The 12,200-nt window shown below is 73.4% G+C and carries 13 protein-coding genes and 1 riboswitch; of the genes, 7 read left to right on the top strand and 6 right to left on the bottom strand.

Annotation, left to right across the window (positions count from 1 at the left end; genetic code table 11):
- Positions 1-4: 4 nt before the first annotated feature.
- On the bottom strand, positions 5-1,234 hold the full coding sequence (locus ACF061_RS01590; protein ID WP_392264759.1) for an NAD(P)/FAD-dependent oxidoreductase: 1,230 nt from the start codon (positions 1,232-1,234) through the stop codon (positions 5-7).
- A 72-nt stretch (positions 1,235-1,306) separates the two neighbouring features.
- Positions 1,307-1,645, bottom strand: a complete 339-nt coding sequence (locus ACF061_RS01595) for a hypothetical protein (protein ID WP_392264760.1) — start codon at positions 1,643-1,645, stop codon at positions 1,307-1,309.
- A 54-nt stretch (positions 1,646-1,699) separates the two neighbouring features.
- Positions 1,700-1,811, top strand: a riboswitch (TPP riboswitch).
- Between ACF061_RS01595 and thiO the strand changes: the two genes are divergently transcribed.
- The 5 genes from thiO to ACF061_RS01620 all read left to right on the top strand — a co-directional run bounded on the left by thiO (position 1,809) and on the right by ACF061_RS01620 (position 7,174).
- Positions 1,809-2,975: a glycine oxidase ThiO gene (gene thiO, locus ACF061_RS01600; protein ID WP_392264761.1), complete on the top strand. Its 1,167-nt coding sequence runs from the start codon at positions 1,809-1,811 to the stop codon at positions 2,973-2,975. Its footprint overlaps the riboswitch before it by 3 nt.
- Positions 2,972-3,172 (top strand): sulfur carrier protein ThiS, encoded by a 201-nt coding sequence (gene thiS, locus ACF061_RS01605; RefSeq protein ID WP_392264762.1) that lies wholly within the window; start codon positions 2,972-2,974, stop codon positions 3,170-3,172. The genes thiO and thiS overlap by 4 nt, the downstream gene beginning before the upstream one ends.
- Before the next feature lie 3 nt (positions 3,173-3,175).
- Complete coding sequence (locus tag ACF061_RS01610) at positions 3,176-3,970, top strand: thiazole synthase (RefSeq protein ID WP_392264763.1); 795 nt, start codon at positions 3,176-3,178, stop codon at positions 3,968-3,970.
- 282 nt (positions 3,971-4,252) lie between these two features.
- Positions 4,253-6,190, top strand: a complete 1,938-nt coding sequence (gene pknB, locus ACF061_RS01615) for a Stk1 family PASTA domain-containing Ser/Thr kinase (RefSeq protein ID WP_392264764.1) — start codon at positions 4,253-4,255, stop codon at positions 6,188-6,190.
- Positions 6,191-6,274: 84 nt separating this feature from the next.
- Positions 6,275-7,174: a deoxyribonuclease IV gene (locus tag ACF061_RS01620; RefSeq protein WP_392264765.1), complete on the top strand. Its 900-nt coding sequence runs from the start codon at positions 6,275-6,277 to the stop codon at positions 7,172-7,174.
- 36 nt (positions 7,175-7,210) lie between these two features.
- On the opposite strand, the gene ACF061_RS01625 is transcribed toward ACF061_RS01620, so the two are convergent.
- On the bottom strand, positions 7,211-7,879 hold the full coding sequence (locus ACF061_RS01625) for a sulfite oxidase-like oxidoreductase (protein ID WP_392264766.1): 669 nt from the start codon (positions 7,877-7,879) through the stop codon (positions 7,211-7,213).
- A 152-nt stretch (positions 7,880-8,031) separates the two neighbouring features.
- Between ACF061_RS01625 and bfr the strand changes: the two genes are divergently transcribed.
- Positions 8,032-8,550, top strand: coding sequence for a bacterioferritin (bfr, locus tag ACF061_RS01630; RefSeq protein ID WP_392264767.1), 519 nt, complete (start codon positions 8,032-8,034; stop codon positions 8,548-8,550).
- Positions 8,551-8,650: 100 nt separating this feature from the next.
- On the opposite strand, the gene ACF061_RS01635 is transcribed toward bfr, so the two are convergent.
- From ACF061_RS01635 to ACF061_RS01645, 3 genes are all read right to left on the bottom strand, one after another.
- Positions 8,651-8,908, bottom strand: coding sequence for a bacterioferritin-associated ferredoxin (locus ACF061_RS01635; RefSeq protein ID WP_392264768.1), 258 nt, complete (start codon positions 8,906-8,908; stop codon positions 8,651-8,653).
- A gap of 156 nt (positions 8,909-9,064) precedes the next feature.
- Positions 9,065-10,417: a class II 3-deoxy-7-phosphoheptulonate synthase gene (locus ACF061_RS01640; RefSeq protein ID WP_392264769.1), complete on the bottom strand. Its 1,353-nt coding sequence runs from the start codon at positions 10,415-10,417 to the stop codon at positions 9,065-9,067.
- A gap of 94 nt (positions 10,418-10,511) precedes the next feature.
- A complete protein-coding gene (locus ACF061_RS01645) occupies positions 10,512-11,735 on the bottom strand; it encodes a glycoside hydrolase domain-containing protein (protein WP_392264770.1) in 1,224 nt (407 codons plus the stop codon).
- Positions 11,736-12,094: 359 nt separating this feature from the next.
- On the opposite strand from ACF061_RS01645, the gene ACF061_RS01650 reads away from it, so the two are divergent.
- Positions 12,095-12,157 carry a trp operon leader peptide gene (locus ACF061_RS01650; protein WP_169435375.1) on the top strand — a complete coding sequence of 21 codons (63 nt, stop codon included), beginning with the start codon at positions 12,095-12,097 and terminating at the stop codon, positions 12,155-12,157.
- The last annotated feature ends 43 nt before the right edge of the window (positions 12,158-12,200 follow it).

A 12,200-nucleotide genomic window follows, 5' to 3' on the forward strand; every position in this document is an offset into this window, starting at 1 on the left:
AGACCTACGCGGTCGCCGCCTTCAGCGGTCGCGCCGGGTCCGCCAGCAGCTCCGGATCCATCACCGCGCCGGCCTCGATCAGCCGCCGGCCCTGCGCGAGATCGCGCGGTCGGCCGACCGCCAGCAGAGCGACCAGCCGGCCCTCGCGCAGCCAGCAGACCGTCCACGCCGGCCCGGAGGGCTCGCCGCGCCAGAGCAGTGTGTCGGCGGCGGTGTGGTGGCCGGCGTACTGCACGAACCGGCCGAACTGCTCGGACCAGAAGTACGGCACCGGGTCGTAGACCGCCGGGGTCAGACCGACCACGTTGGCGGCGACCGTGCGCGGCCCCTGGAGCGCGTTGTCCCAGTGGTGCACCAGCAGACGCTCGCCGTACCGCCCCGAGGGGAAGGAGGCGCAGTCGCCGACCGCGTACACGTCCGGCACGGAGGTGCGCAGACGGTCGTCGGCCAGTACCTCCCCCCGCTCCCCCAGCTCGATGCCGCTGCCGGCGAGCCAGGCGGTGGCGGGACGGGCGCCGATGCCGACGACGACGGCGCCCGCGGACAGCCGCGAGCCGTCGTCGAGCACCACCGCGCCGGGCTCGACGCGCTCCACGCGGGTGTGCGTGCGCAGCTCGGCGCCGCTGTCGGCGTACCAGGCGGTCATGGGCGCGGCCACCTCGGCGGGCACCGCGCCCGCCAGCGGGCGGTCGGCGGCCTCCACCACCGTCACGGCGCAGCCCGCCTCGCGCGCGGCGGTGGCGAACTCGGCGCCGATCCAGCCGGCGCCGACGACCACCACGTCGTGCTGCTCGGCGAGGACCGGCCGCAGTCGTTCGGCGTCGTCCAGGGTGCGCAACAGGTGCACGCCCGGGACGCCTTCGGCGCCCGGCAGCCGGATCGGCTCGGCGCCGGTGGCGAGCACCAGGACGTCGTACGGCACCGGCCCGGCGGAGGTGTCCAGGACATGCGCCTCGGGGCGGACGGCGAGCGCCTCGCGGCCGAGCCGCAGTTCGAGGCCGAGCGCCTCGAAGTCGACGTCGAAGGCGGACCCCTCGGCCTTGCCGAGCAGCACGGCCTTGGACAGCGGCGGCCGGTCGTAGGGCTGGTGGGGTTCGGCGCCGATGAGGGTGACGTCGCCGGCGAAGCCCTGCTCGCGCAGGGCGACGGCGGTCTGCACGCCGGCCATCCCCGCGCCCACGACGACCACGCGCCGCGGCTGTGACGTGCCCTGTTCCTGCGTCTGGTCGCTCACCTGATCACCATAGTCAACTGACGGTCTGTCAGGCAGAGGGCGTGCGCGGTGACCTGCCGCACAGCCGGTCGGCTATCCGACCTGCTCCACCACGCTCGTCCCGCTGCCCGGCTGCGACTCCCACTCCCAGCTCTCCTCCAACCGCACCCGTCCGTCGGGCAGTTCGACCACCGTCGACTCGCAGTGCCCACTGGACGTGGTCCCGTCGTGCTTGAGCTGGACGTACCGGAAGTCCAGCCGGTCCCCTTCCCGGGTACCCACCAGATGGCCGCGTACGACGTCGCCGCCCGCGTACTCGGCCCAGATCTCCCCGTCCTTCTCGTGGTAGACGAAGCGGGTCCGGGTGCCCACCTGGCCCGGGGCCTGGTCGGCGACGGGGGCGAGGACGAGACCGTCCAACGAGCGTGACATGGCGGGAGACTCCCTTTACAGAATCGTTGCTGCGCAGGCTAGGGTGGCCACCGTACAAGCACTCGCGGGAGCCCGGACGCACCGGGCTGAGAGGGAGGCTGGCGGCCTCCGACCGTACGAACCTGATCCGGGTCATGCCGGCGAAGGGAGGGGCTGGACGCCCATGTCGTTGCCACGTACGCCGGACGTCCTCGTCGTCGGGGGCGGGATCATCGGGCTCGTGACGGCCTGGCGCTCGGCGCAGCGCGGGTTCGCCACGGCCGTGGTCGATCCCGAGCCGGGCGGCGGGGCCGCGCAGGTCGCCGCCGGGATGCTGGCCGCCGTCACGGAACTGCACTTCGGCGAGGAGACACTGCTCGGACTCAACCTGGCCTCGGCCCGCCGCTATCCGGACTTCGCGGCCGAGCTTGCCGAGCTGACCGGTCATGACCTCGGCTATCGCCGGTGCGGCACGCTCGCCGTGGCGCTGGACGCCGACGACCGTGCCCACCTGCGCGAACTGCACGCCCTGCAGTGCCGGTCGGGCCTTGAGTCGGAGTGGCTGTCCGGGCGGGACTGCCGGCGCCTGGAGCCGATGCTCGCGCCCGGGGTGCGCGGCGGGCTGCGGGTGGACGGCGACCACCAGATCGATCCGCGGCGGCTGGCCGGCGCGCTGGTGGCCGCGTGCGAGCGGGCGGGAGTGGTCTTCCACCGCTCGTGGGCCGAGCGGCTCACCGTGGAGCGGGACCGGGCCACGGGCTGCGTGCTGCGCGACGGCACGGCGCTCGGCGCCGCTCGGGTGGTGCTCGCGGCGGGCAGCCTCAGCGGGCGGCTGGCGGGGGTGCCGGACGAGGTGCTGCCACCGGTGCGGCCGGTGAAGGGGCAGGTGCTGCGGCTGACGGTGCCGAAGCGGTACGCGCCGTTCCTGAGCCGTACGGTGCGGGCCGTGGTGCGCGGCAGCCACGTGTACCTGGTGCCGCGGCTCAGCGGCGAACTGGTCGTCGGGGCCACCAGCGAGGAGCTGGGCTGGGACACGACGGTGACCGCGGGCGGTGTGTACGAGCTGCTGCGCGACGCGCACGAGCTGGTGCCCGGGATCACCGAGCTGCCGCTGACCGAGACCCGGGCCGGGCTGCGCCCCGGCTCCCCGGACAACGCGCCGCTGCTCGGCCCGACCGAGCTGGCCGGGCTGCTGCTGGCGACCGGGCACCACCGCAACGGCGTGCTGCTCACGCCGGTCACCGGTGACGCCATGGCGCACGTCCTGACCACCGGCGACCTGCCGGACGAGGCCCGGCCCTTCTCCCCGCGGCGCTTTCGCGCCGCCGACCGCACGGAGCAGCCCGTATGAACATCTCCGTCAACGGCGAGCCCCGCCGCGTCGAGCCCGGCACGGCTCTCGACACCGTCGTGCGGCTCCTGACCCCGGCGTCCTCCGGGGTGGCCGCCGCCCTCAACGAGACCGTCGTCCCGCGCGCGCAGTGGCCGTCCACGGCTCTGGCCGAGGGCGACCGCGTCGAAGTGCTCACCGCCGTCCAGGGAGGCTGACCCATGGCCGACGACCTCTTCGTCCTCGGTGGCGCCTCCTACACCTCCCGTCTGATCATGGGCACCGGCGGCGCGTCCAGCCTGGAGTCGCTGGAGCGGGCGCTGCTGGCGTCCGGCACGGAGCTGACCACGGTCGCGATGCGCCGGGTCGACGCCTCGGTGCGGGGTTCGGTGCTCTCGGTGCTGCGCAGGCTGGGCATCCGGGTGCTGCCCAACACGGCGGGCTGCTTCACCGCGGGCGAGGCGGTGCTGACGGCGCGGCTGGCCCGTGAGGCGCTGGACACCGATCTGGTCAAGCTGGAGGTCATCGCCGACGAGCGCACCCTGCTGCCGGACCCGGTCGAGCTGCTGGAGGCGGCGGAGACGCTGGTCGACGACGGCTTCACGGTGCTGCCGTACACGAACGACGACCCGGTGCTCGCGCGCAGACTGGAGGACGTGGGCTGTGCGGCGATCATGCCGCTGGGCTCGCCGATCGGCTCCGGGCTCGGGATCCGCAACCCGCACAACTTCGAGCTGATCGTGGAGCACGCGCGCGTGCCGGTGATCCTGGACGCGGGCGCCGGCACCGCCTCGGACGTGGCCCTGGCCATGGAGCTGGGGTGCGCGGGCGTGATGCTCGCCTCGGCGGTGACCCGGGCCCAGGAGCCGGTGCTGATGGCCGAGGCGATGCGGCACGCGGTGACGGCGGGCCGCCTGGCCCGACTGGCCGGCCGCATCCCGAAACGCCACTTCGCCCGGGCGTCCTCCCCCACGGAGGGTCTGGCCGGGCTGGACCCCGAACGACCGGCCTTCTGACCCCCTCACCCGTCGGCGGGGCGCCGCGGCACCGCCGCCGGCCGCCCGGCGCACCGGCACGCTGCCGCGCCACCGGTCCCCCGGCGCACGCCGGCACGCTGCCGAGCCACCCGCCCGGGGCGCCTGTCACGGCCCCGGGCCCCCGCCCGACGGCCGTGCCGGCGGTGTACCGAGCGGTACGGGGGCCGTCGGGCGTGTGAAGCGTCACAGGACGGCTTCAGTCCCGCCGCAGGGCTCCGCGGGGAGGCGTGGGCGTCCGTGGCGGCTCGTAGACTCCACTGCGTGGATACGACCCTTCAGGACCCTCTCGTCGGGCAGGTGCTCGACGGCCGCTATCGCGTCGACGCGCGGATCGCCGTCGGCGGGATGGCGACGGTCTACCGGGCTCTGGACACCCGCCTGGACCGGGTCCTGGCCCTCAAGGTGATGCACCCCACGCTCGCCGCCGACGCCTCCTTCGTCGAGCGGTTCATCCGGGAGGCCAAGTCGGTCGCCCGCCTCGACCACCCGAACGTCGTACAGGTCTTCGACCAGGGCACCGACGGGTCGTATGTCTACCTCGCCATGGAGTACGTGGCCGGCTGCACCCTGCGGGACGTGCTGCGCGAGCGCGGGGCGCTGCAACCGCGCGCGGCGCTGGACATCCTGGAGCCGGTGCTGGCCGCGCTGGGCGCCGCGCACCGCGCTGGGTTCGTGCACCGGGACATGAAGCCGGAGAACGTCCTGATAGGGGACGACGGCCGGGTCAAGGTCGCCGACTTCGGGCTGGTGCGGGCCGTGGACACGGTGACGAACACCACCGGCGCCGTCCTCGGAACCGTCTCCTACCTCGCCCCGGAGCAGATCGAGAACGGCACCGCCGATCCCCGCGTCGACGTGTACGCCTGCGGTGTCGTCCTCTACGAGATGCTGACCGGCGGCAGACCGCACCAGGGCGACAGCCCGGCCCAGGTGCTCTACCAGCACTTGAACGAGGACGTGCCGGCCCCGTCGGCCGCCGTGCCCGGGCTGCCGCGGGAGCTGGACGGGCTGGTCGCGACGGCCACCGCGCGCACCCCGGACATACGGCCGCGCGACGCGGTGGCGCTGCTCGCACTCGCCCGCGAGGCCCGTGCGGCGCTGAGCACCGGCCAGCTCGACGCCGTGCCGCCGCAGGCCCGCACGGAGCGGCACGACAACGCCGAGGACCGGACCAGCGTGATACCCCGTGCGCTGACGGTCCCGCGCCGGCTCCCCGTCGACGGGGACGAGGAAGCGGCCCTGCACCGCACCAGCCGGCTCCAGTCCCCGCCGGTCCCGCCGGGACGCGGGCCGCACCGACCCGGCGGCCGACGGCCCCGGCGCGGTCCGCTCGCGCTCCTCGTCGCCGTCCTGCTGGTCCTCGGCGTGGCGGGTGGCGTCTGGTACATCAACTCCGGCCAGTTCACGAAGGTGCCGCCGCTGCTGGCGAAGACCGAGTCCCAGGCCAGGGACCGGCTCGACGAGGCCGGCCTGAAGGTGAAGCGGGTCAAGCACGCCTACAGCGACACGGTCGAACGCGGCACGGTCATCAGCACCGACCCCGCCGCCGGCGCCCGGATCCGCAGCCACGACTCCGTGACGCTCACGGTCTCCGACGGACCGGAGACCGTGCGCGTGCCCGACCTGAAGGGCCTGGCGCTCGACAAGGCGCGCAGCCGGCTGAAGAAGGCCGGGCTGGAGCCGGGCATGGTGAGCCGGGCGTTCAGCGAGGACGTCGCCAAGGGCTCCGTGATCAGCACCGGCCCCGGGGCGGGCACCGAGCGGCGCGCCGGTTCGGCGATCGCGCTCGTGGTCAGCAAGGGCCGCCCGGTGGACGTGCCGGACGTCACCGGCGAGGACCTGGACCAGGCCACCTCCGACCTCGAGGACGCGGGCCTGAAGGTGAAGGTCTCCGCCGAGCGGGTCAACTCGGAGTTCGACGACGGGCAGGTCGCCCGGCAGGCACCGGGCGCCGGCGGCAGGGTGGCCGAGGGCGACACGGTCACGCTCACCCTGTCCAAGGGCCCGGAGATGGTCGAGGTGCCGGACGTCACCGGCGACAGCGTCGACGAGGCGAAGAAGGAACTGCGGGACGCCGGCTTCAAGGCCGACGAGGACCGCGGACTGCTCGGACTGTTCGGCGACACCGTGAAGAAGCAGTCGGTGCGCGGCGGCGACCGGGCGCCCAGGGGATCGACGATCACGATCACCATCAGGTGACCCCGTGGGGACGGGGCGGGCGGCGAGACCGGGATCACCACGGCCCGTGGCCGGCGCCCGCCGGACCCATGACACCCTGAACGGGTGAGCAGTCAGCAGTCCTCCACCCCTCCCGCCCTCACCGGCCGCGCCCGCAACCCCGTCGGCGGGCACGTGCCCGTCGCGGGCGGGCTGAGCTCCGTGGGCCTGTCCTACGCCCGTGAGCTGAGGGCCGAGACCGTGCAGGTCTTCGTCGCCAACCCGCGCGGCTGGGCCACGCCCGCGGGCAACCCGCGGCAGGACGAGGCGTTCCGCGCGGCCTGCGCCGAGGAGTCGATCCCGGCGTACGTCCACGCCCCCTACCTGATCAACTTCGGCTCGCACACCGAGGCGACCGTCGAGCGGTCCGTGGAGTCGCTCAGGCACTCGCTGCGCCGCGGCCGGGAGATCGGCGCGCTGGGCGTGGTCGTGCACACCGGGAGCGCGACCGGCGGCCGCGACCGGTCGGTGGCGCTGAAGCAGGTGCGGGAGCACATGCTGCCGCTGCTCGACGAGCTCACCCACGACGACGACCCGTACCTGCTCCTGGAGTCGACCGCCGGCCAGGGAGCCTCCCTGTGCTCGCGCACCTGGGACTTCGGCCCGTACTTCGAGGCGCTGGACGCCCATCCGAAGCTGGGCGTCTGCCTGGACACCTGCCACATCTTCGCCGCCGGGCACGACCTGACCGGGCCGAGCGGCATGCACCGGACCCTGGACCTGCTGGTGGAGACCGTCGGCGAGGGCCGGCTGCGGCTGATCCACGCCAACGACTCCAAGGACGTGACCGGCGCCCACAAGGACCGGCACGAGAACATCGGCGCTGGCCACATCGGCGAGGACCCGTTCCGCGCCCTGATGACGCACCCCGCCACCGAGGGCGTCCCGCTGGTCATCGAGACGCCCGGCGGCAAGGAGGGCCACGCGGCCGACGTGGAGCGCCTGAAGAAGCTCAGGGACGGCTGAACAGCCCGCCGGGGGGACGGGTCCGCTCCGGGCCCGTCACAGCTCGGGGCCGTCCCCCGGTTCCTCCTGGTAGGAGTAGCGCTGTTCCTTCCAGGGGTCGCCGACGTTGTGGTAGCCGCGTTCCTCCCAGAAGCCGCGGCGGTCGGCGGTCATGTACTCGATGCCGCGCACCCACTTGGGGCCCTTCCAGGCGTACAGGTGCGGGACGATCAGGCGGAGCGGGAAGCCGTGCTCGGCGGTGAGGAGCTCGCCGTCCTTGTGGGTGGCGAACAAGGTGCCCTCGGCGGTGAAGTCCGCGAGGCGCAGGTTGGAGCTGAAGCCGTACTCCGCCCAGGCCATCACATGGGTGACCCCCGGCGCGGGCGGCGCGATGTCCAGGACCGCACGGGCCGGGACACCGCCCCACTCGGCGCCGAGCATGCTGAACTTCGTCACGCAGTGCAGGTCGGCGACGACGGTGGCGTACGGCAGGGCCGTGAACTCCTCGTGGCTCCAGCAGTGCTTCGCACCGTCGGCGGTGGCGCCGAAGACCCGGAACTCCCAGCGCTCCGGCCGGAACTTGGGCACCGGCCCGTAGTGCGTGACGGGCCAGCCCCGCTGCAGCCGCTGCCCGGGTGGAAGCTCCGGCTGTGCCGCTCCTCCCGACGCTCCCCTCGGCTGCGCTCCCGACGCGTCCCCAGACGCGCGTTCCACCGGCTGACCCATGACTCCATCCTGACAGACCCGGGGCGGTGCACATGACCAGCCCCGGGATGATTCGGTCATATCGCACTAAGTGTGCACTTACTGGACGGTTGTGTGCGGCGGTGGAATCATGCGGCGCTAACGGCTCAGACGCACAGAAGGAGTCCAGCAGGATGCAAGGCGACCCCGAGGTCATCGAACTGCTCAACGAGCAGCTGACCGCCGAGCTCACCGCGATCAACCAGTACTTCCTGCATTCGAAGCTGCAGGACCACAGGGGCTGGACCAAGCTCGCCAAGTACACCCGCGACGAGTCCTTCGACGAGATGCGGCACGCCGAGCTCCTGACCGACCGCATCCTGCTCCTGGACGGACTGCCGAACTACCAGCGGCTCTTCCACGTCCAGGTCGGGCAGACCGTGACCGAGATGTTCCGGGCCGACCGGCAGATCGAGGTGGAGGCCATCGACCGGCTGCGCCGCGGGGTGGACGTGATGCGCAACAAGGGCGACATCACGTCCGCGAACATCTTCGAGGCGATCCTCGCGGACGAGGAACACCACATCGACTACCTGGACACCCAGCTGGAACTGGTGGACAAGCTGGGCGAGGCGCTGTACCTCGCGACGGTCATCGAGCAGAGCCAGCCGGACCCCTCGGGTCCCGGCACGCACGGCTTCTCGACGCCCTAGTCGTGGTGCCGCGGCGGCCCCGGTTCCGGTTCCAGGCGTGGCCACCGGTCCCGTCGCGGCCGCAGAGGTCCCACCGGGAGGCTCGCGACGTCCGGCGCGCCTAGGCGGCGTCGCGCTCGGCCGGGTCCTCCGCGCGCGGGATGCGCGGGATCTGCGTGAGGGCCGGGACCCCGCGGTCGATCAGCTCCCGGCGGGGGCAGGCGCCGCGGCCGAGCAGGGCCTGAATGCGCCGGACGCAGCCGCCGCAGTCGGTGCCGGCCTTGCAGGCCGAGGCGATCTGGCGGGGCGTGCAGGCGCCGTCCTCCGCGTGCTGCTTGACCTGCTGCTCGGTGATGCCGAAGCAACTGCACACGTACACGCGGCTCACCTCCCGCCGGTTCGGATCAGTGGTACCCCCCGGCTCCCCGGTGAGGCAAACCTAACCTTACCTGCCGTACCGGGGCCGCAAAAGCGGCTGGGGCGCGGACCGTGTGTGATCCGCGCCCCAGACGACGCCCGGCGAGGGGCGGCACCGCTACTGGTCGCGGTACATCTCCGCGACGAGGAAGGCCAGGTCGAGGGACTGGCTGCGGTTCAGACGCGGGTCGCAGGCCGTCTCGTAGCGCTGGTGGAGGTCGTCGACGAAGATCTCGTCGCCGCCGCCCACGCACTCGGTGACGTCGTCGCCGGTGAGCTCGACGTGGATGCCGCCCGGGTGCGTGCCCAGCGCCTTGTGCACCTCGAAGAAGCCCTTGACCTCGTCGAGCACGTCGTCGAAGCGGCGGGTCTTGTGGCCGGAGGCCGCCTCGAAGGTGTTGCCGTGCATCGGGTCGGTCACCCACGCCACGGTGGCGCCGGAGGCGGTGACCTTCTCGACCAGCTCGGGCAGCTTGTCGCGGACCTTGTCGGCGCCCATGCGGACGATGAAGGTCAGCCGGCCCGGCTCACGGTCGGGGTCCAGGCGCTCGATGTACTGCAGCGCCTCCTGGGCCGTCGTGCTCGGGCCGAGCTTGATCCCGAGCGGGTTGCGGATCCGCGAGGCGAACTCGATGTGCGCGTGGTCCAGCTGCCGGGTGCGCTCGCCGATCCACACCATGTGCGCCGAGACGTCGTAGAGGTGCCCGGTGCGCGAGTCGACGCGGGTCAGCGCCGACTCGTAGTCGAGCAGCAGCGCCTCGTGCGAGGAGAAGAACTCGACCGTCTTGAACTCCTCCGGGTCGGTGCCGCAGGCCCGCATGAAGTTCAGCGCGTTGTCGATCTCCCGTGCCAGCTGCTCGTAGCGCTGGCCCGAGGGCGAGGACTTCACGAAGTCCTGGTTCCAGGCGTGCACCTGGCGCAGGTCGGCGTAGCCGCCGGTGGTGAAGGCGCGCACCAGGTTCAGCGTGGAGGCGGAGGCGTGGTACATCCGCTTCAGCCGCTCCGGGTCGGGCACCCGGGCGGCCTCGGTGAACTCGAAGCCGTTGACGGAGTCGCCCCGGTAGGTCGGCAGCGTCACCCCGTCACGGGTCTCCGTCGGCTTGGAACGCGGCTTGGAGTACTGGCCGGCGATCCGGCCGACCTTCACCACCGGCACCGAGGCGGCGTACGTCAGCACGGCGCCCATCTGCAGCAGTGTCTTCAGCTTGTTGCGGATGTGGTCGGCGGACACGGCGTCGAACGCCTCCGCGCAGTCGCCGCCCTGGAGGAGGAACGCCTCTCCCCTGGCCACGGCCGCCATCCGGGCGCGCAGCTGGTCGCACTCGCCCGCGAAGACGAGCGGGGGATACGACTCGAGCTCCGCGATCACTGCGCGCAGAGCCTCGGCGTCGGGGTACTCGGGCTGCTGCGCCGCGGGCAGGTTCCGCCAGGTGTTGCCAGCGCTCGTGCTGGTCTTAGCGTTCACGGTCACACTCTCCACACTACGGGGTCGGCCCACGGGGTCCGACCATCTGCTCATCCATTGAGACGGAGGGTGATCGTCCGCGAACAGTGCGGCGCGGCGCTCAGGCGCCCGGGCCGACGTCCAGCTGGTCCCGGTCGATGTCGATCCGCGCTCCGCCCCAGGTCTCGGTCCGGTCGCCGGAGTACTGGTGGACACGCTGGTGGTCGGCCCACAGAGCGGCCGGCAGGGCCTCGTCGGTGAGGGCGGCCCGGTCGTTCCAGCGGGCGAAGTGGATCACATCGGGCAGGGTCGTGCCCGACGCGTTGCCGACCAGGTCCGCGACGAGGGAGGAGACGCTGCCGTACGCGCCGGACCGGTATCCCAGTTCGTGCAGCCGCTTGGTCCAGGCCTCCAGGTAGCCGAGCACCCGTGCGGTCAGGGCGGCGCCGGGCGGGTACTGCTCCAGGTCGTTGTAGAGCACCGAGCCCTTGCCCAGGCCGAGCGCGCCGGCCCGGGCGGCGGCGTCCTCGGCGGCGGCCCTGCCCTGCGGGGCCGGATCGGTGATGGAGGCGCAGTCGTCCGCGCAGCTCCCGGCGCCGGAGGTGGGCTGCGGGCCGACGTAGAGCGGGAAGAACCGCCAGCCCTTCGTGTACTGGGTCCGCACCCACTGGGCGGTCAGGTTCGCCTGGGCGCAGCCGCGGTTGACACCGCCGACGTAGATGCCGACCGCGCCGTAGGGCGAGTTCTTCTTCCAGGCGTCCATGGTGCTCTGGCCGGGCGCGGCGCAGGTGTCGAATCCGGGGCCCTGGTGGGCGGTGGCGTCGACGGGCACGGCCGGGGCGGCGGACGTCGTGCCCGGCGGCTCGGTGCGGGCGGCGGCTACGGGCAGCCCCGCGCTGCTCAGCACCCGCGCGGCCGTGGCGCGGTCCGCGCGGTAGGTGGCGGTGACGGCGATGCCCTCGGCGGGCGCGGTCGCCCGGAACTCGCGGGCGGTGCGGTTCTCGGTGACGGCGGCCTTCGCCGCCGTGGCCGGCCGCACCCAGAGTGCCTCGGTGCGGCCGGTGACACGCGCGGGGCAGTCCTGCCGTTCGCCGGGAGTGCCGAGGTAGACGGCGTGCCGGTCGAAGCGGACGCAGGCCGTCGGCCTCTTCGCGAGGTCGACGACCTGCCAGCCGGCCGGCACGGTGAAGGCGTGACCGCGGTAGACCACGGTCCTGGTGGCCTCTTGGGAGGCGGTGCGGGCGAGGGCCGGCGAACCGGCGCACAGGAGCGCGCCGGCGGTGAGCGCGGTCAGCGCCCGCAGGGCCCCCCGCCCGGTGCGGTGCGGCGATCGTGGTGCGGACATGGCGTACTCCTCCATCGGGCACGGCTGTGCGGCGGGACACCGGACGGGATCGGCACGCGGCCGACGGACGCCCTCATTCCACCTGCCGCGCCCGCCGGAAACCGGTGTGTGGTGCGTCCGGGCGAAGCGGGAACGGGCCGGACGGGGGGGCCGGTGCGGGTCCGGACGGCCACCGCAGCGGGTCCGGTGCGGGTTCGAAAGGGGCCCGGTGCGCGTCCGGACGGGGATCGGACCGGGTCCGGACGGTGACCGCAGCAGGCCTGGAGCGGGTTCGAACGGGGCCCGGTGCGGGCCCGGATGGGGCCAGGGCGGGTTCGGACGGGGCCCGGCTCGGGTCCGGATGGGGTAGGGTGCGGGGCGTGTTCGCGCATTCGACCCTGAACCAGAACTGGTGGTGGACCGCTTCTCCGGCGGCCCGCTGACTGCGCGTATCCCAGACTTCGCGAAGGCCGCCCGAGGGGCGGC

Source organism: Streptomyces sp. NPDC015220 (assembly GCF_043079345.1).
Lineage (GTDB): Bacteria > Actinomycetota > Actinomycetes > Streptomycetales > Streptomycetaceae > Streptomyces.

Bases quoted from the DNA above. Each gene is read 5' to 3' on its own strand.
- bfr (WP_392264767.1), top strand. From the start codon at position 8,032: ATGCAAGGCGACCCCGAGGTCATCGAACTGCTCAACGAGCAGCTGACC.
- thiS (WP_392264762.1), top strand. From the start codon at position 2,972: ATGAACATCTCCGTCAACGGCGAGCCCCGCCGCGTCGAGCCCGGCACG.
- ACF061_RS01610 (WP_392264763.1), top strand. From the start codon at position 3,176: ATGGCCGACGACCTCTTCGTCCTCGGTGGCGCCTCCTACACCTCCCGT.
- ACF061_RS01645 (WP_392264770.1), bottom strand. From the start codon at position 11,735: ATGTCCGCACCACGATCGCCGCACCGCACCGGGCGGGGGGCCCTGCGG.
- ACF061_RS01625 (WP_392264766.1), bottom strand. From the start codon at position 7,879: ATGGGTCAGCCGGTGGAACGCGCGTCTGGGGACGCGTCGGGAGCGCAG.
- ACF061_RS01595 (WP_392264760.1), bottom strand. From the start codon at position 1,645: ATGTCACGCTCGTTGGACGGTCTCGTCCTCGCCCCCGTCGCCGACCAG.
- thiO (WP_392264761.1), top strand. From the start codon at position 1,809: ATGTCGTTGCCACGTACGCCGGACGTCCTCGTCGTCGGGGGCGGGATC.